The sequence below is a fragment of the Brachymonas denitrificans genome, assembly GCF_907163135.1.
Classification (GTDB): Bacteria; Pseudomonadota; Gammaproteobacteria; order Burkholderiales; family Burkholderiaceae_C; genus Brachymonas; species Brachymonas denitrificans_A.
In genome coordinates, this window is sequence record NZ_CAJQUA010000001.1 from 1636343 (window position 1) to 1662621 (window position 26279).

At 66.0% G+C, this 26279-nt stretch carries 19 protein-coding genes, 2 tRNA genes and 1 pseudogene; 5 read left to right on the forward strand and 17 right to left on the reverse strand.

What is annotated here, in order from left to right:
• Positions 1 to 709: 709 nt before the first annotated feature.
• Positions 710 to 6781: an excinuclease ABC subunit UvrA gene (locus KKQ75_RS07615; RefSeq protein ID WP_213361326.1), complete on the reverse strand. Its 6072-nt coding sequence runs from the start codon at positions 6779 to 6781 to the stop codon at positions 710 to 712.
• A gap of 207 nt (positions 6782 to 6988) precedes the next feature.
• Here KKQ75_RS07615 and KKQ75_RS07620 point away from each other — a divergent pair, with 207 nt between their 5' ends.
• Positions 6989 to 7543, forward strand: a complete 555-nt coding sequence (locus tag KKQ75_RS07620; protein ID WP_091815405.1) for an NADPH-dependent FMN reductase — start codon at positions 6989 to 6991, stop codon at positions 7541 to 7543.
• 12 nt (positions 7544 to 7555) lie between these two features.
• Here KKQ75_RS07620 and KKQ75_RS07625 read toward each other — a convergent pair whose 3' ends face one another.
• A complete protein-coding gene (locus KKQ75_RS07625) occupies positions 7556 to 8239 on the reverse strand; it encodes a LysE family translocator (protein WP_213361327.1) in 684 nt (227 codons plus the stop codon).
• A 157-nt stretch (positions 8240 to 8396) separates the two neighbouring features.
• Between KKQ75_RS07625 and KKQ75_RS07630 the strand changes: the two genes are divergently transcribed.
• A complete protein-coding gene (locus KKQ75_RS07630) occupies positions 8397 to 9863 on the forward strand; it encodes a PLP-dependent aminotransferase family protein (RefSeq protein WP_213361328.1) in 1467 nt (488 codons plus the stop codon).
• A 5-nt stretch (positions 9864 to 9868) separates the two neighbouring features.
• Here the strand turns inward: KKQ75_RS07630 and KKQ75_RS07635 are convergent, their stop codons facing one another.
• Positions 9869 to 10297, reverse strand: coding sequence for an acyl-CoA thioesterase (locus tag KKQ75_RS07635; protein ID WP_213361329.1), 429 nt, complete (start codon positions 10295 to 10297; stop codon positions 9869 to 9871).
• 35 nt (positions 10298 to 10332) lie between these two features.
• Positions 10333 to 10608 (reverse strand): annotated as a pseudogene (locus KKQ75_RS07640) (zinc-binding dehydrogenase); the annotation flags it as partial.
• Between the two features lie 139 nt (positions 10609 to 10747).
• On the opposite strand from KKQ75_RS07640, the gene KKQ75_RS07650 reads away from it, so the two are divergent.
• Both KKQ75_RS07650 and KKQ75_RS07655 read left to right on the forward strand, forming a co-directional pair.
• The gene (locus tag KKQ75_RS07650) at positions 10748 to 11242 is read left to right on the forward strand and encodes a hemerythrin domain-containing protein (RefSeq protein WP_213361330.1); all 495 of its coding nucleotides are present in this window, start codon (positions 10748 to 10750) and stop codon (positions 11240 to 11242) included.
• Between the two features lie 76 nt (positions 11243 to 11318).
• Positions 11319 to 12032, forward strand: a complete 714-nt coding sequence (locus KKQ75_RS07655) for a hypothetical protein (protein ID WP_091813483.1) — start codon at positions 11319 to 11321, stop codon at positions 12030 to 12032.
• A 74-nt stretch (positions 12033 to 12106) separates the two neighbouring features.
• Here KKQ75_RS07655 and KKQ75_RS07660 read toward each other — a convergent pair whose 3' ends face one another.
• The 7 genes from KKQ75_RS07660 to tolB all read right to left on the reverse strand — a co-directional run bounded on the left by KKQ75_RS07660 (position 12107) and on the right by tolB (position 18416).
• Positions 12107 to 14407, reverse strand: coding sequence for an ATP-dependent DNA helicase (locus tag KKQ75_RS07660; RefSeq protein ID WP_250131033.1), 2301 nt, complete (start codon positions 14405 to 14407; stop codon positions 12107 to 12109).
• Positions 14408 to 14480: 73 nt separating this feature from the next.
• Positions 14481 to 14556 (reverse strand) — tRNA-Lys (locus KKQ75_RS07665).
• A gap of 76 nt (positions 14557 to 14632) precedes the next feature.
• A tRNA-Lys gene (locus KKQ75_RS07670) sits at positions 14633 to 14708 on the reverse strand.
• A 53-nt stretch (positions 14709 to 14761) separates the two neighbouring features.
• A complete protein-coding gene (locus tag KKQ75_RS07675) occupies positions 14762 to 15583 on the reverse strand; it encodes a tRNA threonylcarbamoyladenosine dehydratase (protein ID WP_213361332.1) in 822 nt (273 codons plus the stop codon).
• A gap of 131 nt (positions 15584 to 15714) precedes the next feature.
• Complete coding sequence (ybgF, locus tag KKQ75_RS07680) at positions 15715 to 16500, reverse strand: tol-pal system protein YbgF (protein WP_327020809.1); 786 nt, start codon at positions 16498 to 16500, stop codon at positions 15715 to 15717.
• Between the two features lie 31 nt (positions 16501 to 16531).
• A complete protein-coding gene (locus KKQ75_RS07685; protein ID WP_213361334.1) occupies positions 16532 to 17020 on the reverse strand; it encodes an OmpA family protein in 489 nt (162 codons plus the stop codon).
• 46 nt (positions 17021 to 17066) lie between these two features.
• On the reverse strand, positions 17067 to 18416 hold the full coding sequence (gene tolB / locus KKQ75_RS07690; protein WP_250131034.1) for a Tol-Pal system beta propeller repeat protein TolB: 1350 nt from the start codon (positions 18414 to 18416) through the stop codon (positions 17067 to 17069).
• Between the two features lie 350 nt (positions 18417 to 18766).
• Between tolB and KKQ75_RS07695 the strand changes: the two genes are divergently transcribed.
• Entirely contained in the window at positions 18767 to 20785 is a 2019-nt protein-coding gene (locus tag KKQ75_RS07695; RefSeq protein ID WP_213361336.1) for an ATP-binding cassette domain-containing protein, read from the forward strand.
• A gap of 87 nt (positions 20786 to 20872) precedes the next feature.
• Here KKQ75_RS07695 and rng read toward each other — a convergent pair whose 3' ends face one another.
• From rng to hemF, 6 genes are all read right to left on the reverse strand, one after another.
• Positions 20873 to 22387, reverse strand: coding sequence for a ribonuclease G (gene rng / locus KKQ75_RS07700; protein ID WP_213361338.1), 1515 nt, complete (start codon positions 22385 to 22387; stop codon positions 20873 to 20875).
• A 91-nt stretch (positions 22388 to 22478) separates the two neighbouring features.
• Positions 22479 to 23114, reverse strand: coding sequence for a Maf family protein (locus KKQ75_RS07705; protein WP_213361340.1), 636 nt, complete (start codon positions 23112 to 23114; stop codon positions 22479 to 22481).
• Positions 23115 to 23166: 52 nt separating this feature from the next.
• Positions 23167 to 23649, reverse strand: coding sequence for a 23S rRNA (pseudouridine(1915)-N(3))-methyltransferase RlmH (rlmH, locus tag KKQ75_RS07710; RefSeq protein WP_213361342.1), 483 nt, complete (start codon positions 23647 to 23649; stop codon positions 23167 to 23169).
• 6 nt (positions 23650 to 23655) lie between these two features.
• A complete protein-coding gene (gene rsfS, locus KKQ75_RS07715; protein WP_434087722.1) occupies positions 23656 to 24672 on the reverse strand; it encodes a ribosome silencing factor in 1017 nt (338 codons plus the stop codon).
• Positions 24672 to 25337, reverse strand: a complete 666-nt coding sequence (nadD, locus tag KKQ75_RS07720; protein WP_250131035.1) for a nicotinate (nicotinamide) nucleotide adenylyltransferase — start codon at positions 25335 to 25337, stop codon at positions 24672 to 24674. The genes rsfS and nadD overlap by 1 nt, the downstream gene beginning before the upstream one ends.
• Complete coding sequence (hemF, locus tag KKQ75_RS07725; protein ID WP_213361343.1) at positions 25334 to 26278, reverse strand: oxygen-dependent coproporphyrinogen oxidase; 945 nt, start codon at positions 26276 to 26278, stop codon at positions 25334 to 25336. The genes nadD and hemF overlap by 4 nt, the downstream gene beginning before the upstream one ends.
• Between the last annotated feature and the right edge of the window lies 1 nt (position 26279).

Genomic DNA, 26279 nt, shown 5'->3' on the forward strand with positions numbered 1-26279 from the left:
AAGCTAGTCGTGTTTCTTGACTGTCGGGCAAGGTAGTAGGAAATTACCTTGACACCGACGATGAGCAGAAGTACATCCAAAACCAGACCAGACGCCTCAACGAAGAGGCCTTCACGGTACTCTTTCGTGTGCGCATAGGCCCAGAATTCGGAGAGGAAATTCGCCGGGAGCATGGTGGGTTTGTGCAGCCTAACGTTAAAGGTAAGGGGCGCGCCGCGTGCGGCGCGTCCAGCGACCGAAGGGAGCAACCTTGACCGCAATGTTAGGCATTGAAGCCAAAGCTTGGGCACGAATAGCCGCAGACTCACACTGCACAGCCAGACCTGCCACCGTACCAGGCACATGACCCCACCTGCCTACGGCGGCTGGGAGCAACTGCAGTTGGGATGCACCGCTGGCTTGAAAGCGGGCAAAACCAATGCGGCAAGAATGAACCGGGAACAACATGATGGGTTTCTGGCCTCCGTGCCTGCACCAACTAAAAAACCAATTATGCCTAACGTTCAGTATGCACCTCCACGGTGCATACTTCAAAAATTTTGGTGTATAGCAGTCATATCTCCCTATAAACCCAACGCCGATCAACAACCTAGCATCAGATATGACCCTATTGACAGTGTATAGCACTTTAGTTGCCCATCAGGCGCTAGAAGCATGCTCTCGGCAAGCGGCGGCTAATGCTCGCAAATAGCTGCACAGCGCCGCTGGCTTAGCCTGCATCCCGAGCCAGCACCGGCCTCAGAGCCTCCCCCGTATGGCTCCCACAAGCCACCACCTCCTCCGGCGTCCCAGCCACCACCAGCCTCCCCCCGCCAGTCCCCCCTTCCGGCCCCAGATCCAGAATCCAGTCCGCCTCCGCAATCACATCCAGATCGTGCTCGATCACGACCACGCTGTGCCCGCCATCCACCAGCCGGTGCAGCACGCGGATCAGCTTTTCCACATCGCTCATGTGCAGCCCCACCGTGGGCTCGTCCAGCACATACAGCGTATGCGGCGTTTTCTGTCCGCGCCGCGTCACGTCGTCGCGCACCTTGGTCAGTTCGGTCACCAGCTTGATGCGCTGCGCCTCGCCGCCGCTCAGCGTGGGTGAGGGCTGGCCCAGCGTCAGATAGCCCAGCCCCACATCCTGCAGCAGCTTGAGCGGATGCGCGATGGACGGCATGCTGGCGAAGAATTGCACCGCCTCGTCCACCTCCATCTGCAGCACGTCGCCGATGCTCTTGCCGCGCCAGGTCACGGCCAGGGTTTGCAGGTTGAAGCGCGCGCCGTGGCAGACTTCGCACGGCACTTTCACGTCCGGCAGAAAATTCATCTCGATGGTGCGCATGCCCTGCCCTTCGCAGGCCGGGCAACGCCCCTCTCCGGTGTTGAAGCTGAAGCGCCCCGGGCCAAAGCCGCGCGCACGCGCCTCCAGCGTGTCGGCATATAGCTTGCGCACCGTGTCCCAAAAGCCGATATAAGTAGCCGGGCAGGAGCGTGGCGTTTTCCCGATCGGGGTCTGGTCCACTTCCAGCACGCGCGCAATCGCTTCGTAGCCTTGCACGCCGCTGCAGCCGGACCAGGCCGGCCGTTCGCCCCGCGCATCGGCCTCGCGCCCCGCCTTGGTGGAGCGCTGCAGCACAATGGCTTCGACATTGCTCAGCAGCACATCGCGCGCCAGCGTGGATTTGCCCGAGCCGCTCACGCCCGTCACGGCCACCAGCCGGTGCAGCGGCACCTGCACGTCCAGATTCTGCAGGTTGTGCAGGGTGGCACCGGTCACGCTCAGCCACTCCAGCGCCGGCTGCTGCTCCGCGTCCGCGCTTTCGCCCCGCACCGGCCGGCGCGTGCCGCGCATCGGGTGGCGCATGGCCGCGCGCAGATAGCGCCCAGTCACCGAATCGGCATCCGCCTCAATGTCAGCCACCGTGCCCTCGGCCACCACGGTGCCGCCGCGCACGCCCGCGCCCGGCCCAATGTCAATCACGTGGTCGGCGCGGCGGATGGTGTCTTCGTCGTGCTCCACCACCAGCAGGGTGTTGCCCTTGTCGCTCAGGTCCTGCAGCGCGTTGATCAGGATGTGGTTGTCGCGCGGGTGCAGGCCGATGGTCGGTTCGTCCAGCACGTAGCACACGCCCTGCAGATTGCTGCCCAGTTGCGCCGCCAGCCGGATGCGCTGCGCCTCGCCGCCGCTCAGCGTGGGCGCGCCGCGGTCCAGCGTGAGGTAGCCCAGGCCCACCTGCTGCAGAAAGGCCAGGCGGCTGCGGATTTCGGGCACGATGTCGCGCGCGATGTCGGCCTCGCGGCCGCTGAAGGCCAGCCCATCCACCCAGGCCGCCACATCGGCCACGCTCAGCGCCGCCACGTCAGCAATGCCGATGCCGTGCAGGCGCACATGGCGCGCGATCGGGTTCAGGCGCGTGCCGTGGCAGGTGGGGCACGGCTGGTCGCCCACGCCTTCCACTTCCGGCTCGGCAAAGGTCTGCTCGCGGCCCTTGTTGTCCTTGTCGGCCACGGAATCGTCCAGCGCCTTGCGCTGTTCCTTGCTCAGCTTCACGCCGGTGCCGACGCAATCCGGACACCAGCCATGTTTGCTGTTGTAGCTGAACAGGCGCGGATCGAGTTCCTCGTAGCTGGTGCTGCATACCGGGCAGGCGCGCAGCGTGGAATACACCTGCACGCGGCCAATGCCGGCGCCGGTGCCGCCATCGGCCATGGCTTCGGCCAGGCCGGCGAGATCGCTCATGACGTGTACCACGCCCTTGCCGTGGCGCAGCGCATCGCGCACGCCTTCGCGCAGCAGCATCTCGTTTTCGGGCGTCACGTCCAGGCTCAGCACCGGCAGCGCGATTTCGTGTTCCTTGAAGCGGTCCAGCCGCGGAAAGCCTGTGGTCGGCAGAAATTCGCCATCCACGCGCAGATGCGTATGGCCGCGCGGGCGCGCCCAGTCGGCCAGTTCGGTATAGACGCCCTTGCGCCCGCTCACCAGCGGCGCCAGCAGGCCGATGTGCTCGCCGCGGTGCTCGCGCAGGATCTGCGCGACGATGCGGTCCGCCGTTTGAGGCTGCACCGGGGCATCGTCGTGCACGCAGTGCTGCACGCCCAGCTTCACGTACAGCAGGCGCAGGAAGTGCCACACCTCGGTGGTGGTACCCACCGTGCTCTTGCGTCCGCCGCGGCTCAGGCGCTGCTCGATCGCCACCGTGGGCGGAATGCCGTACACCGCGTCCACCTCGGGGCGGCCGGCCGGCTGCACCATGCTGCGGGCGTAGGCATTCAGGCTTTCCAGATAGCGCCGCTGGCCTTCGTTGAAGATGATGTCAAACGCCAGCGTGGATTTGCCCGAGCCGCTCACGCCGGTGATGACGTTGAACTTGCCGCGCGGGATCTGCACGGAGAGGTTCTTGAGGTTGTGTTCGTGGGCGTGGACGACTTCGATGGCGTTGCTGCGGCGCTGGGGGGTGGCTAGCGTGGGGGCCGGGCGGCCTGGGGCCATGGATCCGACAGCATTTGCTGCAGATCCATACGCTGCCAGCGGTTCCTGCACACGCAATGCAGCACTGGATCCTTTTGCCGCGTCAGCGCCCTCTTCACCGGCACCTGGCACTTGTTGGAGCGACCCAGCGGCTTCACCCCAGCCCATCGCCACATCGTATTCCCGCAACGCCGCGCCGGTATGGCTGGCCGGATTCTGCCGCACCTGCTCCGGCGTACCCTCGGCCACGATGCGGCCGCCGCCGTCGCCGCCTTCCGGCCCGAGGTCGATCAGCCAGTCGCTGGCGCGGATCACGTCGAGGTTGTGCTCGATCACCACCAGCGAATGCCCGGCATCCAGCAACTGACGGAAGGCGCGCATCAGCTTGGCGATGTCGTCAAAATGCAGGCCGGTGGTCGGCTCGTCGAACAGGAATAGCGTGCCTTTGCGCGCCAGACTCTGCCGGCTCTTGGCGGCAGACTTGGCCGCGTCGGCGAGGAAGCCCGCCAGCTTCAGGCGCTGCGCCTCGCCCCCGCTCAGCGTGGGCACGGGCTGGCCCAGCTTCACGTAATCCAGGCCCACATCAACGATGGGCTTGAGTGCGCGCAGTACCTCGCGGTCGGCGGCAAACAGCAGCACCGCCTCATTCACCGTCAGCTCCAGCACATCGGCCACGTTGAGCGTGCGGCCGCCGCGCTCGATGTTCACCTCCAGCACCTCGGGGCGATAGCGCTTGCCGTCGCAGTCCTGGCAGCGCAAATAGACGTCACTCAGGAACTGCATTTCCACATGCTCGAAGCCGCTGCCGCCGCAGGTCGGGCAGCGCCCGTCGCCGCTGTTGAAGCTGAACTTGCTGGCCGTGTAGCCGCGCTCCTGCGACAGAGGCGCGGTGGCAAACTGCTGACGGATCGCGTCCCAAGCGCCCACGTAGCTCACCGGGTTGGAGCGCGCCGTCTTGCCGATGGGCGACTGGTCCACGAACACCACATCGGCCAGATGGTCGGCACCCAGCAGACGGTCGTGTGCGCCAGGCGATTCGGTGGCCTTGCCGAATTGGCGCAGCAGTGCCGGCGCCAGCACATCCTGAATCAGCGTGGACTTGCCGGAGCCGCTCACCCCGGTCACGCACACCAGGCGCTGCAGCGGGATTTCCAGCGAGACGTTCTTCAGATTGTTGGCGCGCACGCCTTCCAGCAGCAGGCGCGGCGTGTTGGCTTCCACCGCGCGCGGCTGCCAGCGCTGCGGGTCGATCACCTGACGGCGGCCGCCTAGGTACTCGCCGGTGACCGTGTCGGCGCGCTTGAGCGCTTCGGTCGGGCCGTCGAACACGATGGCACCGCCGCGCTCGCCGGGGCCGGGGCCCATGTCGATCATGCGGTCGGCCGCCCACATCACGGCCGGGTCGTGCTCCACCACCACCAGCGTGTTGCCGGCATCGCGCAGGCGCAGCATGGCCTCGGTGATGCGGTGCATGTCGCGCGGGTGCAGGCCGATGCTGGGCTCGTCCAGCACGAACAGCGTGTTCACCAGCGAGGTGCCCAGCGCCGTGGTCAGGTTGATGCGCTGCACCTCGCCGCCGCTCAAGGTGCGGCTCTGGCGGTCCAGTGTGAGATAGCCGATGCCCACATCGCACAGATAGCGCAGGCGGTTGTTGATTTCCTCGAACAGCAGCTTGCGGGCCTGGGTGTCGGCGGCGTCGGTCTGGGTGGCCGGCTGGCGGTCGTCCTGCCCCAGGCGGGCGAAGAAATCGCGCAGGCGGTCGAGCGGCAGCAACATCAGGTCATGCAGAGACAGACCCGGCAAGGAGGCAAGAGTTTCCCGATCCCAATCAACTCCCTTAGGCATGAATCGATCAGAAGGAGAAAGTACCGCATCGGCATCCGCCTTGCTGCCCACGCGCCAGAGCAGGCTCTCGGTCTTGAGGCGCGCGCCGCCGCAGGACGGGCATTCGGTGTAGCTGCGGTACTTGGACAGCAGCACCCGGATATGCATCTTGTAGGCCTTGCTCTCCAGGTAATCGAAGAAGCGCTGGATGCCGTACCACTGCTTGTTCCACTGTCCCTTCCAGCCCGGCGCGCCGTCGATCACCCAACGCTGCTGCGCCTCGGTCAGCTTGTTCCAGGGCGTGTCGCGCGGAATGCCGGCCGTTTCGGCGTGGCGCATCAGATCGTCCTGGCTTTCGCTCCAGGCCGGCGTCTGGATCGGCTTGATGGCGCCCTGGCGCAGCGTGAGTTTTTCGTCGGGAATCACCAGACCCCAATCCACTCCGATCACGCGACCGAAGCCGCGGCAGGCCTCGCACGCGCCCACGGCCGAGTTGAAGGAGAACATGGACGGAATCGGCGCGCTGTAGCTGATGCCGCTTTCGGGGCAATGCAGGCTACTGGAATAGCTCCAGATTTCGGGCGCCGCGTCTTCGCCGGACGCTGCCAGCGCATACACCGAAAGATGCCCGGCGCCGTGCTTGAGCGCCACTTCCAGCGCCTCGATCACGCGCGCACGTTCCACCTTGTCGATGCGGAAGCGGTCGGCCACCACGTCGAGCACCTTGCGCCCGCCTTCCGTGCGCTCGGCTTGAACGCGCGTGAAGCCGGAGGCGGACAGCCATTGCTCGACTTCTTCCGCCGTGGTGCTGGCGGGCAATTCGACCGGGAATGTGACGACCAGGCGCGGTGCTTCCGCTCCCGCCGCCCGCTCTGCACGCTCCGCCAGCGCTCCAGCCACGTCGGCGCGCTGAGCGGGAATGGGGTCGGCATGCTGCACCTGGGAGGCGTCTACGCTCTGCGCCGCCTGCACACCTGCACCATCGACCACACCACTCCGCCGCAGCAAATCCGCATAAATCGAATCCGGATTGTCCTGCCGCACCGGCAGCCCCGTCACCCGGTCGTGCAGGTGCGCAAAGCGTGCGAAGAACAGCTTCAGGTGATCGTTCAGCTCCGTCATGGTGCCGACGGTCGAGCGCGAGGTGCGCACCGGGTTGGTCTGGTCGATCGCAATCGCCGGCGGCACGCCTTCCACCTTGTCCACGGCGGGCTTGTCCATGCGGTCCAGAAACTGGCGTGCGTAGGCGCTGAAGGTTTCCACATAGCGCCGCTGGCCCTCCGCATATAGCGTGTCGAACACCAGGCTGGACTTGCCCGAACCGCTCGGCCCGGTCACCACCGTCAGCTCGCCGGTGCGGATATCCAGATCCAGATTGCGCAGGTTGTTCTGGCGCGCGCCGCGGATGCGGATCAGGCTGGCCAGATAGGCGCCCTCGCCCTGGCCACTGGCGGCGTCGGTGGAGGATTGCGGATCGGTAGTGGAGGAACGGTCAGACATGCGGTACCTTGCAGATAGGGGCCGGAAGATTGTAGAAGTTGCCAGCCGATCGCGCACTGGCAATAACGGCATTTGCGGGCGGGCTATTGGGCACGCCGCGCTCACGGTGGCGCAGGAATGGCGCACACTGCACCGGCATGCTCGCGATCGCGCCGTGGTCCTACAGCAAGGGGCCCGCGCTTGCCGCATCCTCTGCTGGAAAAGGAGATTGCCATGACCCAAATAGCCGTCATCGTCGGCAGCCTGCGCCGCGATTCCTACAACCGCCGCCTGGCCCAGGCGCTGGAAAAACTCGCACCGCACGACTTCCAGTTCCAGTACCTCGACATCAGCCAGCTGCCGCTCTACAACCAGGATGACGACAAGCAGCAGGCCGAAGTGGTGCTGCAATTCAAGCAGGCCATCAGCGACTCACAAGCGCTGCTGTTCGTCACGCCCGAATACAACCGTTCGGTCCCCGGCGTGCTGAAGAACGCGCTGGATCACGCATCGCGCCCCTACGGCAAGAACGTCTGGGCCGGCAAGCCGGCGGGTGTGCTGGGGGCCTCCATCGGCGCCATCGGCACGGCGCTGGCGCAGCAGCACCTGCGCAACATCCTGGCCTATCTGGATGCGCCCACGCTGGGGCAGCCCGAAGTGTTCCTCAAGGTGGATGACAAGTTCTTTGCGGAAGACGGCAGCGTGGCCAATGAGGGCTCGCGCAAGTTCCTGCAGGGCTGGATGGATGCCTATGCCGCCTGGGTGAAGAAGCACGCGGCCTGACCCCTTGCCCACTCACTGGCGCAGCAGCACCGGGGCCATTGACAGCAGCAATGCGGCTGCCATGCTCCAGTTGAACGCCTGCAACCGGGCAGGCTGCTGCAGCCAATGGCGCAAATGCTGGCCGGCAATCGCCCATACCGAGATGCAGGGCAGATTGGTCACGCCAAACACCAGCGCGACCAGGGCAACGGCCGCAACGCCCTGCCCCGGAGGCAGATAGGCCGAGAGCAGGCCGAGCGCCATCATCCACATCTTGGGATTGACCCACTGGAAGGCTGCCGCGCCCAAGAACCCGAGCGGGCGGGCCAGCGCTTCTGCCGAAGATGCGCCCTGCGCATGGCCGGGTGGTTGCTGTGCAGCCCCGCCCGGCACAGGCGCTTCCTGCTCCAGGGCCTCCTGCGGTGCAGGCGCGCGCGTCATCTGCCAGGCCAGCCAGAGCAGATACGCCATGCCGCCCCACTGCACACCCTGCTGCAACAGCGGATGGCGCTGAAACAGCTCCAGCAGACCGAGGCCGGTCAGCACGATCATCACCGCACCGCCAACCGAGATGCCGAGCATATGCGGCAGGCTGCGCTGCGCGCCAAACCGCACACCGGAACTGAGCAGCATCAGGTTGTTGGGCCCCGGCGTGATGGACATCACCACGATGTAGGGAACGATGGACAGCGTGAGCGTGAGGACGTCGAGAGACATGGCAAGACCTTTGCAGAAACCGGTGGCGGGGCATCCGCCATCCAGGAAACGTCTCTGCATTACATCGCCCAAATCCAGTACAGATACGATACAGTTCTTGAAACACTGCTGCCTTCTGTACTGGAAGCAATAGCGACACACCTTGGCGAGCGACAACATGACACCCGAGCCTGCTCCCCTTTCGCGCACGGACCCTGCCCCGCTGTCGGAGCAACTGGCCCGGCTTTTCGCCAGCCGCATCGACGCCGGCCTGATGGCGGCGGGCACGCGCCTGCCGTCCATCCGCCACTGCGCCAGCCGCTATGCCGTCAGCCCCCATACCGTGGTCGCGGCCTACGACCAGTTGCTGGCGCAGGGCCTGATCCGTTCGGAGCGCAACCGGGGCTTCTTTGTACGGGAGCGCAACGCACTGACTCCCGCCGCCAGCGCCGCTACGGCAGACCGCACTCCGCTCGCCTTTCCCAACGACATCGGCAGCCTGATCCGCACCATGTTTCCCGCCGGGGTGCGCAACCAGGTGAAGGACTCCATGGACGCCAGCCGCCCTTCGCCCGCCTCCGGTGTGCTGCCGGCAAGCTGGCTGGATGAAGGGCTGCTGATCAAGGCGCTGCGCCGCGCCGTGGCGCAGGACAACAGCTCCAGCGGAGCGCTGTATGGCACGGCCCAGGGCGACCCCCTGCTGCGCGACATGCTGGCCCTGCATCTGGAATCGCTCGGCATAACAACCCCCTCCGCGCAGATCATCACCACCAGCGGCGCCACCCATGCGCTGGATGTGGTGGCGCGCACCCTGCTCAGCCCCGGCGACGCGGTGCTGGTGGACAGCCCCGGCTGGTCGGTCGAATTCGCCCGGCTCACGCGCATGGGCGTGCGCCTGCTGCCCGTTCCGCGCGGCCCGCAAGGAGTGGATGTCGCCGCGCTGGAACACCTCGCTGCCACCCATCGGCCCAAGGCATATACAACGGTTTCAGTGCTGCACAACCCCACCGGCCATTCGCTGAACCTGACGCAGGCGCACCATGTGCTGCAACTGGCGCAGCAGTACGATTTCTTCATCGTCGAAGACGACACCTACGCCGCGTTCGCCCCCGCCCACAGCCCGCGCTATGCCGCGCTCGATGGCCTCAAGCGCACCTTCTACGTGACCGGCTTTGCCAAGATCATCGCCCCCGGCTGGCGTGTGGGATGCATTGCCGCCCCGGAGGACTGGATCCCCGAACTGCTGGACACCAAGCTGATCGCCGGCCTCAACACCGTCACACCGACCGAACGGGCACTCAGCCTGTGCCTGCAGCAGGGCTGGCTGCGCCGCCACACCGAAGCCGTGACCAGCCGGCTGGACGCCGCGCGCAGCCGCACCGTGCGGCTCGCCCTGCGCCATGGCGCCAGCTTCGCCGCGCCTCCTGCGGGGCTGTTCGGCTGGGTGGAAACCGGCGTCGATACCGAGCAACTGGCGCAGCGCCTGCTGGACCACGGCTGGCTGATTGCGCCCGGACACCTGTTCTATCCGGAACGCTGCAGCAGCACGCGCATGCGGCTCAATTTCGCGGCAGGGCAGGATATGGCCTTCTGGCGGGCCTATCAGAGAGAGGTGCGCCTGTCAAAGGCAACGGCTGGCGGGTGAGACTTTCACACCGATAGCAGCTTCTCCCGCACCGCATCCGGCATGGGTGCCGCCTTGCGCGCCTGCTTGTCCACCAGCACCACGCCGACCTTGCCGCGCGCCACCTCGCGTTGCGTGGTCTTTTCGCGGATACGGAACACCACATCGAAGCCGTAGCGGCTCAGGTCGGCCGGCGCCATCTCGATCTGCAGCACATCGCCGTAGAAGCCCTCGGACAGGTATTGCGCGCCCACGTCGCCTACCACCGTGCCCAGGCCGAGCACATCCATCTCGTCATAGCCGAGCCAGCGGATGAAGCGCAGCCGCGCCTCGGACACCAGCGTGAGCAACTGGGCGTTGTCCAGATGGTTGCCGTGGTTGATGTGGCTGGTGTAGATCTGCAGTTCGGTGCAGAAGGGGTAATGGTCAAGGGCGTCGAATTTCAGGCGTGCCATGGGGATGTACTCGGTTCGTTTGACAGCACTATACGTCAGTCGCCAATGGCAATCGCCAGCTTGCCGAACTGTTCGTTGCGCTCCAGCACGTCCAGCCCTTCGTGGATCGCCTCCAGTGGCAGCACGCGGTCGATAAGGGGCCGCACCTTGCCTTGTGCACACCAGGCCAGCAAGTCCTGCAGCTCGCCCGGATTGCCCAGGGTGGAACCGATCACCTGCAGCTGACGGATGAACAGGCGGCGCAGGTCGGCATCAGGCTGGTCCCCGGTCGTGGCGCCGCAAGTGACGATGCGCCCGCCGCGCACCAGTGACTTAAGCGCCGTGCTCCAGACGGCCTCGACGCTACGCCGTGGTCAGCCTGTGCATCGGCGTGGGCCAGGGCATTGCCCTTGTGATCGAACGTGAGTGAGCGAAGGGCAGATAATGGGAGCCTGCCCATCCGGAACTCCCATGTCTGCCGCTTCTGATTCCAACGCCCCTTTCGCAACTCCCTCGCTCCCGCACGCCGGCTTGCTGGAAACGCACCACACCCTGCGTACCATGCTGGAGCGCCTCAACCAGTTGGCCGCCGACATTGCAGATACGGGGCTCACGCCGCAAGTGCGCAAGGAGGCCGGCGCACTGCACGCCTGGTTCGCCCAAGCGCCGGCGCAGCACCATGCAGACGAGGAAGCGCACGTGTTTTCCCGCCTGCTGGCTTGCGGCGATGCGGAACAGATTCATCTGGCCAAACGCCTGACCGCCGACCACGGCTGGCTGGACGTGAACTGGAAGCAGATCGCTCCCTCGCTGCTGGCGGCCAGGGACAATTACCAGTGGTTCCAGCCGGCCGAACTGATTGCCGCCGTGCGCCTGTTCACCCGCATGCACGAGGAGCACATGGAGCTGGAGGAAACACAGGCTTTTCCTGCCGCCTTCGCGCCGCCGACAGCCCCGGAGCAGTAAGCAGCCCGCCCCGCGAGCCAACCCACCGGCCCGGGGCACGTCACCCCCCGCGACCCGAAGCCCCGCCCTTCCCGCCATGCTCTCCCGCCGCCACCTCACCCGCCTGCGCCAGATGTACCGCTCGGCCGGCTGGCCCTGCCAGGACCAGCTGGAAATCGACCTGCTGGCCGCCGGCCTGCTGCAGCAGCAGACGGACCCTCAGGGCCGCGACACGCTGCGCCTGACGCCGGAAGGCATCGCCACGCTGGCGCAATATGGCGAAAGCAACCGCCAGCTGCGCACTCCGCACGAGGCCCTGGTGGAACAGGTTGCCCTGCACATGCAGCGCCAGGGCCGCATCGTCTGGCGCGGGCTGGCCCTGCGCGCCTCCATCAACCAGGGCACCGAGGAGGAGCCGCAACCCGCCTGGGTCATGGCCATGCCCGATGTTTTCAGCGTGCGCAACACCACGGTGGAGGGCTATCTGGAACCGGTGGTGCACGAGATCAAGGTCAGCCGGGCCGACCTGCTGGGCGACGTGCGCAATCCGGCCAAACGCGCCGCCTATCTGGCCATGGCGCCGCAGGTGTATTACGTGCTGGGCTGCAACGCCAAAGGAGCGCCCATTGGCGGCGTGGACGACATTCCCCTGGAATGCGGAGTGATGATTGCCTCTGCATCCGGCCTGGACGTGTTGCGCCCGGCGCCGCAGCGCCCATTCGAGAAGATGCGCTTTGACGTGTGGATGGCGCTCGCCAAAGCCAGCCCGCTAGCGCGGCCGGATGACGGGGACGAGCAACTGGCATTCTGAGATTGCGGACACGGCCGCTGCGTCAGCCATCTCTCCCCACCACCGCAAACAGACAAACCCCTATTGCGCACACGCTACCCCCTGCGCCACCAGCGCGGCAGCAAGCCCCGCTGGAACAGGCGTTCAAACCGGTCATCGATCAGATACACCACGCCCCGGTCGCTCTCCGTGCGCACCACCCGGCCCGCCGCCTGCACCACCTTCCGCAGACCGGGAAACAGGTACACATAATCAAACCCCTGCCCCATCAACGCCTCGATGCGTTTGCGCATGGCCTCGTGCACCGGATCGACAGGCGGCAACCCGAGCGTGGCAACAAACGCGCCGATCAGCCGGCTGCCGGGCAAATCCACCCCTTCGCCAAACGCACCGCCCTGCACGGCAAAGCCGATTCCACTCCCTCCCTCCTGGAAACCGGCAAGAAATTTCGATCTTTCATCTTCTCTCATTGATCTGGTTTGTTCCCATAGGGGAATTTCACTATCCATAGCCTTGACTCTGTCAATCACCTTCTCCAGATAGGCAAAGCTGCTGAAGAAGGCCAGATAGTTGCCCGGCTGGGCCCGGTACTGGCGCACGATCAGTTCGGCAATCGGTTCGACAGAACGCTCCCGGTCGTTCCATCGGGTCGAAATCGGCACAACGTGCACCTGCAGTTGCTCGGCGCTGAACGGCGCTGGAACATCTAGCCAGGCATGGTCCTCCGGCAAGCCCAGCATGTCGGCATAGAAGCGCGGCGGCTGCAGCGTGGCCGAGAACAGCACCGCACTCGCTGCCGCCTGCAGCCGTGGCCGCAAAAAGGGTGCAGGCACCACATTGCGCAAGGTCAGCACGCCATCGTGCAGCCGGCCGCGCGGCAGTACGTCGGGCAGTTGGGTGGGGCGCAGCACATCGCACAAGGAATGGTCGCCAAACTCCTCCGCCAGCCGCGTGAACTGGATCGCATCGAAATAGAACCGCTGCAGCTCGGCCGGCAACTCTGCAGGATGCTCGGCCAGGAAGTCGCTGGTGCGGCCGATGAACTCCTGCAGCACGGCCAGCCATTCTTCGTCCAGCTCCACGTCCTGATAGCCCGGCTGCAGCTGCTCCATCATGCGGTTCCACTGCGCGCGCAGGCGCGTCAGCGGGCGCTTGAGCGGCCTGGGGGCGATCCGCGAGAGGCCCTGCAGGGCGAATCCGTTGAGGGATGCGCTGTACATGCCCCGGCCGCGCTCCACCAGATTGTGCGCCTCGTCCACCAGCAGGCCTGCGCGCCAGCCCTCCGCCACCGCCATGGCGTAGACAAAGGCGCTGGTGTCGAACCAGTAGTTGTAGTCGCCCACCACCACATCAGCCCAGCGCACCAGCTCCTGGCTCAGGTAATAGGGGCAGATCGTGTGCTCGGCGGCGACGGCGGCGATCTGCGCCTGATCCAGCAGTTGCGTCTCCGCGAGACGCATGGCATCCAGCCGCGCCTGCGGCAGCCTGTCATAGAAGCCCCTGGCCAAGGGGCAGGACTCGCCATGGCAGGCGGCGCCGGGGTGCACGCACACCTTGTCGCGGGCGGTGATTTCGACCACGCGCAAAGGCGGCCGGGCGTTGCCCTGGCGCAAGCGCTGCAGCGCCTCCAGCGCGGCGGCTCTGCCGGTGGTCTTGGCGCTCAGGAACAGCAACTTGTCGATCCGGTCTTCGCCCATCGCCTTCAGCATGGGAAACAGCGTGCCCAGCGACTTGCCAATGCCGGTTGGCGCCTGCGCCAGCAAGACCCTGCCGCGGCGCGCGCCGATGAACACCTGTTGAGCCAGCAGCCTCTGTCCCGGTCGCATCTTCCCTAACGGGAACTCCAGTTGCTGCAGAGCATCCAGCAAAGTTTTCCGGTGCACCTGCTCCTGCTCGCCCCATTGCCGAAAACGCGCGCACAGGCCATCAAAGAACTGTTCGAGCTCCGCGGCCTGCAGCCGGCGCGTATCGGCATGCTCCTTGTGCCCGAGCAGATCGTAGTACAGCAGCCGAACGTCCATGTGCGCCAGCCCGTGCTCCCGGCACAGCAGATGCCCGTACACCATGGCCTGCGCCCAGTGCAGCGCTTGCTGGTTGAGCGGAATGCGGTCGACCGGGCCCTTGTGCGTCTTGACCTCCTCCACCAGCTGCAAGGCCAGCGAAAAACCATCGGCGCGACCACGCACGTTGAGCGAACCGGCTTCGCCCTGCACAGCCACCTCGCTGGCAAAACCCGGTGCGCGCCGGGCTGCAATAATGCGATGGCCTTCCATGCCCTCCACGGCGGACGGGCCGGGGGTGAAGCGCAGGTCCAGATCGCCGGAGCGCGCGGCGAAATCGCACAGCGCAGTCACAGACACCTGCATCTGTTCGACGGAGTGGGTTGGATACAACATTACTGGCAGTTTGCCAGAGTTGGGCAACCAACAAAAAAGCGCCGGGAATCTGCATTCCTGGCGCCTTGGATGGTGGTAGGTCGTACAAGATTCGAACTTGTGACCAACGGATTAAAAGTCCGCTGCTCTACCAACTGAGCTAACGACCCATACTCCCGAACGCGGCAAATGCCGCATCCGGAAAGAAAAAACCACAAGGCTTGTGCACCTGGTGGCTGATATGAGTGGTAGGTCGTACAAGATTCGAACTTGTGACCAACGGATTAAAAGTCCGCTGCTCTACCAACTGAGCTAACGACCCACTCCTTCTTCATCAAGCATCACTGCCCAACGAAGATTTGAATTCTAGCACCCTTATCGCGTCTTCGGCAAGACTTCGGCGATTTTTTTCAGAATCCAGCCGGCTGCGCACATGCCGAATGTGGCGGTGACCGCAACAGCCGAGCCGTAGCCGGCACAATTCAGGCTGCCATCGACCATGCCATCCACCTCGCAGCTGTCGCTCACGGGCAGCTGCACCGCCTCGCGGCTGAACACGCACTGCACACCGATGCTCTTGCCGTCGCGCGGTGCACCGTGCTGCTTGCGCAGGCGGTAGCGCAACTGCGCCAGCAGCGGATCGTGCGTGGCCCGGCTCAGGTCATCCAGCTCCACCAGATGCGCCTGTTGCTTGCCGCCCGCCGCACCCACGCTCACAAACAGTGCCTTGTTGCGCCGGGCCCAGGCCGCCATCGCCGTCTTGGCGCCCATCTGGTCACAGGCGTCGATCACGGCCGTGGCATCGGCGGGCACCAGCTGCTCCCAGTTGTCCGCCGTCACAAAGTCATCAACCAGATCCACCCGGCAGTCGGGATGGTAGCCCGCAATGCGCTGCTGCATGGCCACGATCTTGGCCTGTCCCAGAGTGGCATCCCCCGCATGAATCTGGCGGTTGATGTTGGATTCGGCCACATGGTCCATGTCGATCAGCGTCAGGCGGCCGATGCCGGTGCGTGCCAGCGTCTCCACCGCCCAGGAACCGACGCCGCCAATGCCGACCACCACCACATGCGCCTGCGCAATGCGCTCTGCTCCGGCCTTGCCATAGAGCCGCCCCACCCCGCCGAAGCGGCGCGCGCGGTCGACGATGACAGGCAAGGGAGAAGAGGAAACCGGGGGCACAAACATCTCGGACATGGGTGAAGAATACCAAAATGCCCGCACAGGGCGGGCATCAGACAATCGCTACAGTAGCGATTGTTTCAGCGGTGCCTGCCCTGCGTGCGCCGTCATCACAAGCGGCCGTACGCGAGCCGCGACAACAGCGATCACTTCAGCCGCGCCAGCCGGTCCCGCGCAGCCTGCGCCGCCTCGGTTCGCGGATATTTGGCCACCAGCTGCTCCAGCGTCGCGCGTGCCGCCGCCGTTTCCTTCAGCTCGGTCTGGCAATTGGCGATCGACAGCAGCGCTTCCGGTGCGCGCTCATGATCCGGCGCCTGCGCCACCACGGCACGGAAGTTGGCCATGGCACTGCGGTAGTTGCGCTGGGCGTAATCCGAGTTGCCCAGCCAGAACAGGGCCGAGGTCTTCATGCTGCTTTGCGGACGGTTGCGCACAAAGGCGCGGAAGGCCGTTTGCGCCCTGGCATAGTCGCCCTTGCGGAAGTGGTTCAGGGCGGCATCGAATTCGGCCTTCTCCTTGCCACCGGCCGCCGCTTCGGCCTCTTCGCCATTGGCGGCAGACGAGGACGGACGCGCCGCGGAAGAGCCGCGCTCCTCCACCGCACGCGCCAGATCCTTCTGGCGCTGCTGCATCTCGGCCATGTCGCGCGAGAGCTGTTCCTCGCGCCCGCGCGACTTGGCCAGTTCGCTGCGCAGGGAATCGATCTGGTTCTGCAGTTCGAGCATGCTGCTGCGCGTGCGCGCCTGCTCCTCCGTCAGCGTCTGGTAACGCTGGCGCAAGTCCAGGATCGCACGGCGCGCCTCGTTGTCACCGAACAGCTGGGCCTGCGCCGGCAGCGGTGTCAGCACCGCAGCCGCCAGCGCCAGCAGCACCGCGCCCATGGGCGCGCCGCCGCGTTTCACATCCAGCCCCACTCCAGCATCCGATTTCATGGTCATCCCTGTCTGCCTGCAAAGCCGCCCATCAGCGGTACTTGAATTCCACGCGGCGGTTACGCTCGTTCTCGCCGCCTCCGCTCACTGCCGGGCGCTCCTCGCCAAAGCTCACCGCTTCCATCTGGGAATCGGCAACGCCCAGCACGGACAGCGAACGGCGCACGGCTTCGGCACGCTTCTGGCCCAGTGCCAGATTGTATTCACGGCCACCCACTTCGTCGGTATGGCCTTCCAGCATCACTTTGGCGTTCTTGTTGGCGTTCAGCCAGCGGGCATTGCCCTCGACGGTGGGACGGGCATCGGCGCGCACCGTGTACTGGTCGAAGTCGAAGTAGACCACCTTGGCCGCATCCTGCGGGCCGCCGCTGCCAGCCAGGCCGGATTCGGTGCCCACCGGGGCAACGGTGGATTGCGCATCGGTGCCGGAGCCGGCATTGGCCGATTCATCCACCTTCACGGCAGAGGAACAGGCGGCCAGGGAAGCGGCAATGGCGAGGGTCAGTAGGGCACGCTGCATGTCGATGACTCCTTTTGTGCGTGGTTAACGTAAAAAGCGGTCCGCGTCAGCGGCCCATGGGTGCCCAGGCCGGCTCGCGGATGTCTCCGCTGCGGCCGGCCAGGCGGGTCTTGATCTTGCCGTCGATGCTAGTGGTCATCAGTGCCTCGCCACCTGCGGTGCGCGTGGCATAGACGATCATCTTGCTGTTCGGGGCAAAGCTGGGCTTCTCGTCGTGTGCGGTATCGGTCACCAGATTGACAGTGCCGCTTTGCAGATCCATGACAGCCACCTTGTAGCCGCCGCTGCGCGTGATGTAGGCCATGCTGCGGCCATCGGCACTGATGCTGGGGGAGATGTTGTAGCCGCCCTGGAAGGTGATGCGCCTGGCCTCGCCGCCGCTGGTGGCAATGCGGTAGATCTGCGGCGAACCGCCACGGTCGCTCACGAAATAGACGCTGCCGCCATCCGGGCTGAAGGTGGCTTCGGTATCGATGCCCACGCTGCGCGACAGCAGGCGCGGCTCGCCGCCGGCGGCGGGAATCAGGTAGAGCTGAGAGCCGCCATCCTTGGTCAGCGTCACGGCCAGTGTGCGGCCATCCGGCGACCAGGCCGGCGCGCTGTTGGAGCCGCGGAAGTTGGCCACGGCGCGGCGCTGGCCGCTGCGCACGTCATGCACGTACACCACCGGCTTGCCGCTCTCGAACGACACATAGGCCAGCTTGCTGCCGTCCGGCGACCAGGACGGAGAGATGATGGACTGGCGGCTGCTCAGCGCGGCCTGCGCATTCTCGCCATCGGCATCGGCCACCCACAGCGTGTAGCGGCCACCGGCCTTGGTCACATAGGACACCCGGCTGGAGAATACGCCCTTCTCGCCGGTGATGCGCTCATAGATCCAGTCGGCAGCACGGTGCGATGCCAGACGCAGCTCGGCCTGCGGCACGGTGTAGCTCTGGCCGCCCATGTCGCTGTTCCTGGCCACATCCCACAGGCGGAAGCGCACCGCAAAGCGGCCATCGCCCTGGCGCTGCACGCTGCCCGCCACCAGATAGTCGGAGCCTGCCGCACGGAAGGTGCTGACCACCGGCTTGCTGTTTTCGTCGAGCTGGCCGGCATCCACCGGAATGGCACGGAACAGGCCGGTACGCAGCAGATCGGCCTGAATGATGGAGGCCGGCTTCTGCGGCGCCTCGGCCTCGCCGCGGAAGGGCGAGGAAGTGATCGGGTACTGCGTTACGCCGGCGCCGGTGATTTCCACGCGGAACTCGGCCCGGGCCGGTGCGGCGGCCAGGCTGGCCACCAGCAGGCCGACCAGCGTGGCGTGCCTGGCGAAGCTGCCGCCGGGGCGCCTGCGCTGCAGGCTGGCAGCGCTGAACATGGGGACAAGGGATTGGCGAATCAGGTCAATCAGCATGGAATGTGTGATGGAATGGATGCCACGCAGGCTGCCCTGTCAGGCAGGACCCGCTTCGTCGGGCAGACGGAACGGGAGAGCGAAGGCGGACAGCACTGGCACCCAAAGCCGGCCCCGAAGGCCCGGACCAGCATGCCAAGCGGCTCCCGCACAGCCCGGACAGTACCGAGCACAGCACATGCTACACAGGGAACGCCCCAGGGCGCCAGCGCACGCCGTTACAAACCGTAAGAAAAACCGCCGATGTTTTGCCGCTTGTGACTACCGATGCGTCAGGAACGCCCCGCGCCGGCAGCGCCCGAAGCGGCCCCGCCGTCTACAATGCTTGCAGACTTTGAAAAACCGTGCCCATGAACAGTTCCCCCGCCGGCGCCCCAGCCGACGCGCCGCAGCCTGAAGCGGCCCCCTCTCCCGCGGCTGCGGCCGACCTGCCCAGCCAGTCGCTCTGGGCACGCTTGCGCCGCATCGCCGGCTATTTCGGCACCAGCCGCAAGTGGTGGGTGTTTGCCGTGCTGGCCACGCTGATCGGCTCGCTGACTGAAGCCGGCATTCCCGCCTTGCTCAAGCCCCTGCTCGACCGCGGTTTCACGCAAGGCTCGCTGCAGTTGTGGGCCGTGCCTGCCGCCGTGCTGACGCTGTTCGTGCTGCGCGGCGTGGCCGGCTTCGCCGCCCAGTATGCGCTCTCCCGCATCGCCAACGACGGCATGGTCAAGCTGCGCCAGGACATGTTCGCCCGCCTGCTCGATGCCGAACTGGGCCTGTTCTCGCGCCAGTCGGCCAGCAGCCTCTCCAACACGGTGGTCTACGAGGTGCAGAACGGCGCCACCATGCTGGTGCATGCCCTGCTCGGCCTGTCGCGCGACACCTTCACGCTGATCGCTCTGGTGGGCTACCTGCTGTACCTGAACTGGCAGCTCACCATGGTGATCGTGGTGCTGGTGCCCGGCATGTCCTGGGTGATGCGCAAGCTCTCGCGCCGGCTCTACGGCCTGACCAAACAGGGCCAGCAGGCCACCGATGAACTGGCCTATGTGGTCGAGGAAAACGTGCTGGCCCACCGCATGGTGCGCCTGCATGGAGCGCAGGAACAGCAGCAGGAGCGCTTCGGTTTCCTGAGCCGGCGCCTGCGCCAGCTCGCGCTCAAGTCCACCGTGGCGGCCTCGGCAATGACGCCTCTGACACAGTCCGTCGCCGCAGTCGCCCTGTCTGCCGTGCTCACCATCGCACTGTGGCAGGCCCAGGCCGCCAGCGATGCCGAGCGCGCTGTCACCGTCGGCGGTTTCGTCGCCTTCGTGGCCGCCATGATGATGCTGGTGGCGCCGATCCGCCGCCTGGCCGACGTGGCCAACCCGATCACGCGCGGCGTGGCCGCGCTGGAGCGCGGGCTGAGCATGGTCGAAACCGTGCCGCCCGAGCCGCAGGAGCAGCCCGCCGCTGCCGTGCCGGCGCAGGCACGCGGCGATATCCGCTTCGATGCCGTGCAGGTGCGCTATGTGCCGCAGGCGTCGGCGGGGCCGGACGGGATTCCCGTTGCAAACGGCAACATCCCCGCAGAGGCCAAGCCCATCCAGGACGGCACACCCGACGCTTCTGCCCCGGCAAGCCAGGGAGAGGCTGGCGGCGACACAATGCCGAAGGACGGCGATGCCGGCCCTGCAGCGAACGTCCTGCCCCACGAGGAAGAGACCCCCGCCCTGCAAGGCGTCAGCCTCTCCATCGCCCCCGGCGAAGTCGTCGCCTTCGTCGGCCCCTCCGGCTCGGGCAAGACCACACTGGTGAACCTGCTGCCGCGCTTCGTGCTGCCCAGCAGCGGCAGCGTACTGCTCGACGGCATCCCGCTGGACCAGTGGCCACTGCTGGCCCTGCGTTCGCAAATCGCCATGGTCACGCAGGACGTAGTGATGCTGAACCAGAGCATTGCCGCCAACGTGGCGCTGGGCCAGGAGATCGACCGCGACCGCGTGCAGGCCGCGCTCGAAGCCGCCAACTTGTCCGCCCATATCGCGCGCCTGCCGCAGGGCATGGACACGGTGGTCGGCCACAACGCCACCCAGCTGTCGGGGGGCCAGCGCCAGCGCCTGGCCATCGCCCGCGCCATCTACAAGAACGCGCCCATCCTGATCCTGGACGAAGCCACCTCCGCGCTCGACAACGAATCCGAGCGCCTGGTGCAGGAAGCCCTGCAGCACCTGATGCAGGGCCGCACCACGTTGATCGTGGCCCACCGCCTGAGCACCATCGAGCATGCCGACCGCGTGGTGGTGATGGAAGCCGGCCGCATCGTCGAACAGGGCAGCCATGCCGAGCTGCTGCAAGCCGGCGGCGTCTATGCGCGGCTGCAACACCGCGGGGCACTGGGCACTCAGTGAAGGGCCAATCTGCCCAAAGGCAGTGCGACAGGGTTCCGGGAGAGTAACCGGTAGCGGCGCGCAGCAGCAAACTGCTTCGCGCCGCCCTTAAATCAGCACGATATCGTACTGATCCTGCGCCAGCCCCGCCTCGGCCTGTAGCGAGATCGGCTTGCCGATGAATTCGCTCAGGCCCGCCAGATGCTGGCTTTCCTCGTCCAGGAACAGCTCGATCACCTGCGGCGACGCAATCACGCGGAATTCCTGCGGATGGAACTGGCGCGCCTCGCGCAGCACCTCGCGCAGGATGTCGTAGGCCACGCTGCGCGGCGTTTTCACCATGCCGGAGCCCTTGCAGGTGGGGCAGACCTCGCTCAGCATGCGGGCCAGCGATTCGCGCGTGCGCTTGCGCGTCATCTCCACCAGCCCCAGCTGCGAAAAATCACCCACCATGGTCTTGATGCGGTCGCGTTGCAGCTGGCGGCGCAGCTCGGCCAGCACCCCCTGCTGGTGTTCCGGCCGCACCATGTCGATAAAGTCCACCAGGATGATGCCGCCCAGGTTGCGCAGCCGCATCTGGCGCGCAATTGCCTGCGCTGCCTCCAGGTTGGTCTTGAAGATGGTCTCGTCAAAGTTGCGTGCACCGACAAAGCCGCCGGTGTTCACATCGATGGTCGTCAGCGCTTCGGTCTGGTCGATCACCACGTAGCCGCCGGATTTCAGGTCCACGCGCCGGCCCAGCGCCCGCGCGATCTCCTCGTCGATCGAGAACAGGTCGAAAATCGGCCGCTCGCCCTTGTAGTGCTGCAACTTTTCGGCGGCGGCGGGCATGAACTCTTCGCCAAAGGCACGCAGCAACTGGTACTGCTCCTGCGAGTCGATGCGGATGCTCTGGGTGTTTTCGTCCACCATGTCGCGCAGCACGCGCTGCAGCAGGCTCAGGTCCTGATGCAGCAGCGAGGGCGCCGGCTGGCGCAGCGAGAGTTCACGGATGCGCGCGCACGCCTTGCGCAGATAGCGCATGTCCTGCTCCAGTTCGGCGTCGCTGGCATCTTCGGCATTGGTGCGCACGATGTAGCCACCCGGCCGGTTCAACCCCGGCTCCGGCGGCAGCTGTGACTGCAGCAACTGCACGCGCTCGCGCAAGGCATCGCGCTGCGGCAGCGGAATTTTCTGCGACACGCCAATGCTGTCGTCCTGCGGCAGATACACCATCATGCGCCCTGCAATGCTGATCTGCGTGGACAGGCGCGCGCCCTTGCTGCCGAGCGGATCCTTGATCACCTGCACCATCAGCGTCTGGCCCTCGAACACCAGCTTCTCGATCGGCTTCGGGCCGGCCACCGCCTGGTTGGCAGTGGCGCGCACGCCCTCCACGCCGTCGGATTCACCGCTGCGCTGCCACACGTCCGCCACATGCAGGAAGGCCGCGCGCTCCAGCCCGATATCGACAAAGGCCGACTGCATGCCGGGAAGCACGCGCACCACCTTGCCCAGATAGATATTGCCCACGCGCCCGCGCTGCAGCGTGCGCTCGATATGCAGCTCCTGCACCACGCCGTGCTCCACCACGGCAGCGCGTGTCTCCTGCGGAGACCAGTTGATCAGAATGTCTTGTTGCATGAAACCATCCGTCCAGCCTGCACGTCCTGCCGGTAGGCATGGATCTCCCTGCGTTCTGCCGGGTTGGCAGGCGGCGCGTCGACAGGCAAGCCTATATTCTCCACCCGAAGCCGCGCAGCAGGCGGGCTGTCTCGAACAAAGGCAGGCCCATGATGCCGGAAAAGCTGCCATCGATATGCGCGATCAGCGTGGCGGCGTGGCCCTGCACGCCATAGGCTCCGGCCTTGCCAAACGGCTCGCCGGTGGCGACGTAGGCGGTGATGCGGCCGGCGTCGAGCTCATCGAAGCGGACCTCGGAAATGCTCAGTTCCTCGTGCAGCGTGGCATTCTGCAGTGCATCGGGAGCCGCGCCGGGCACGCCGATTGCCACCGCCGTCAGCACCTCATGCTGCCGGCCCGACAGTTGCGCCAGCATCGCCGTCGCCTCCTGCGCATCGGCCGGCTTGCCCAGAATGGTGTCGCCCAGCGCCACCGTGGTGTCGGCACACAGCACCGGCGCAGGCGGCAGACCGCGACGCTGCCAGCGCTGCAGCGCAGCCTGCAGCTTCAGCAGCGTCACGCGCTGCACATAGTCACGCGGCGACTCGCCCGGCAACACCGCCTCCAGGCTCTCTGCATCCTCATCGGCATCAGGCAACAGCAACTGGTGTGCCACGCCGATCTGCTCCAGCAACTGGGCGCGACGGGGACTCTGGGAGGCGAGGTAGACGAAGGGCTTGGCGGACATGGCAGGGATACGGCGCAAAGACGTTCAGTATGCCCCGAAACCTGGGGTGCGCTCACTCCCGGTGGTAGGGATGCCCGGCATTCACCGACCAGGCACGGTAGAGCTGCTCCACCAGCAGCACGCGCGCCATGGCATGCGGCAGCGTCAGGTCGGACAGGCGGATGCGTTCGTGCGCCTGCTGGCGCAGCGCCGGCAACAGGCCGTCCGGGCCGCCAATCAGCAGTGCCACATCATCGCCCTGCTGCTGCCAGCCCCGCAGCTTGTCGGCCAGCGCCTTGGTGGTCACGGTAGTGCCGCGCTCGTCCAGCGCGACGATGCGCCGGCCCTTGTTGCAGGCGCTGTCGATGGCCGCCTCGATGCGCTGCGCCTCGGCCTGCATCAGTTGCTCGGCCGTCTTGCCACCGCTGCGCGGCTCGGTCTTGACGGTGCGGCAATCCAGCCGCAACTCGGGCGGAAAGCGCTTGGCATAGTCGTCAAAGGCGGTTTGTGCCCAATCGGGCATCTTCTGCCCGACCGCGACGATCACCAGCTTCATGCCGGTTTAACTCTTGGCCTTGATGGTCTTCTTGGTCACGGTCTTGCCGACCACCACGGTCACGACCGGCGCCTTGCGGGCGCGCGGCTTGGCGGGCTTTTCGACAGCAGCGTCGGCTGTCGGCATGGCGGCGGTCTTGCGCGTGGCAGGCTTGCGCGTAGCGGCGGGTGTCCCTGCGCCCGCATCGGTCACGCTGGCTGTTGCCGGCTTGGCGGAATTGGCCGCAGTCGAGCGGGAAGCAGTCGCCTTGGGAGCAGCCTTGCCAGCCACGGGCTTGCTTGCCGTGGGCTTGGCAGCGGTGGCTTTCGGTGCTGCTGCCTTGCTGGCAGCCGTCTTGGCGGCAGCGGCCTTGGGAGCCGCCGCCTTCTCGGCCGCCGGAGTCGCGCTGGCAGTGGCTGCCGACGCAGTCATCGCCGCCGTCTTGCGCACCGGCTTGGCCGGCGCTTCGCTCAACTCCGTACCAGCCTCGGTCGCAGCGGCAGCCGCTGCTTCCTTCTTGGCCGCCGTACGCGCCGCGGTACGCGACACCTTTTTCTCGGCTGCCGCCTTGGCCGCCGCCGCACCCATGCGCATGCGCACCGGTTTCTCGCCCCAGATATCTTCCAGCGTGTAGTACTGGCGGATGGCGGGCTGCATGATGTGCACCACGGCACTGCCACAGTCCACGATGATCCACTCGCCGTTCTCCTCGCCTTCCATGCGCGGCTTGTTGAAGCCGGCATCACGCACGGCGTCACGCACGCTGGCGGCCAGGGCCTTGGTCTGACGGTTGGAAGTACCGGATGCAATCACCACACGCTCGAACAGCGGCGACAGGTGCTCGGTATTGAACACCTGGATGTTCTGCGCCTTCACGTCTTCCAGACCGTCCACGATGGCACGCTGCAGCTTCTGGATCATCTTGCCCGCAGCCGGAGAATCGTCCGTGATGGACATCTCGACGGGGAACTCGCCGGCCTGTGCCTTGGGGGCGATGGCGGGTTTCTTGGAGGGGGTCTTGGCAGAAGTTTTTTCAGTGGCCATCAGGTGTGGGAAGTCAAGTAGAGTTGATGTCGTTCAATATACTGTGCCACGCCAGGCGGCACAAGGCTTTGCAGCCAGGCGCGACGAGTCGCGCCGTCGTCTGACATGCGCTGTTGCATGCCGGCACGAATCCGGGTGGAACTGGCGTCGCTGGCCGGCAAGTGTAGCTGCACCGTGCGCAGATCGGGCAGTTGCGCGCGCACCTGGGCCAGTTCCTGCTCCACCGCGGTCTGTTCCGCGCCAGGGCGTTGCAATACGGCCACCGTCACGCTGCGCAGCAATTCGTCGGCGCGCTGCCACTGCGGCAGGCTGTGCAGCAGGTCCTGGCCCATCACCAGATACCAGTCGATCTCCTGCTCGCCCAGCGCGGCATGGCGCTGCTGCAGCTCGTGCAGGGTGTCGATGGTGTAGGTCGTGCCTTCGCGCTGCACCTCGCAGTCGTCCACCTGCACTTCGGGCACGCTCTCGAAAGCCAGCCGCGCCATCGCCAGCCGATGTTCGGCAGCCGTCAGGCGGCGCTGCTTCATCCAGGGCTGGCCGGTGGGGATCACGTACAGGCGGTTAAGTGCCAGTTGTTCCACGGCAGCCCGGGCCAGTCCGAGATGCGCCTTGTGCGGCGGATCGAAGGCGCCGCCGTAGATGCCGATGCGCATGCGTTGCGTCACGCGGCCAGCCAGTCGCGGCGCTGCAGGAAATGCGCCGTCAGTTGCGCCTCGTGCGAGCCTTCCGGTTCGGTGCGCTGGTAGCTCCAGTTTGCCAGCGGCGGCATGGAGAGCAGGATGGATTCGGTGCGGCCGCCGCTCTGCAGCCCGAAGTGCGTGCCGCGATCCCACACCAGATTGAACTCGACGTAGCGGCCACGGCGGTAGAGCTGGAAATTGCGCTCGCGCTCGCCCCAGGCCATATCCTTGCGGCGCTGCACGATCGGCAGGTAGGCCGGCAGGAAACCGTCGGCCACCGCCTGCAGCATGGCGAAGTTGCGTGCAAAGTCGAATTCTGCGAAGTCATCGAAAAACACGCCGCCAATGCCGCGTTGCTCGTTGCGATGCCTGAGGAAGAAATACTCGTCGCACCACTGCTTGAAACGCGGGTACTTGTCGTCGCCAAAGGGCTGCAGCGCCTGCTGGCAGACGCGGTGGAAATGCACGCAGTCCTCGTCGAAGCCGTAATACGGCGTCAGGTCCATGCCGCCGCCAAACCAGCAGACGGCCGCGGCATTGGCCGGCAGCGCGGCGATCATGCGCACGTTCATGTGCACCGTGGGCACATAGGGATTGCGCGGGTGGAACACCAGCGACACGCCCATGGCCTCGAAGGGCGCGCCGGCCAGTTCCGGGCGATGTTGCGTGGCCGAGGGTGGCAGTTGCGGCCCGCGCACGTTCGACAGGCCGACACCGGCACGCTCGAACACGCTGCCGCCTTCCAGGATCATGGTGCGGCCATGGCCCTGCAGACGCTCGCCCGGCTCCTTGCGCCAGTCGTCCACCACGAAGCGTGCCTGCGGCTCCATGGCCTGCACGGCATCGGTGATGCGCTGCTGCAGGCCCTGCAGAAAGGTCAGCACACTGGATGTTTCGGCGGTGTCGAGCGAAGAGGTGTTCATCATG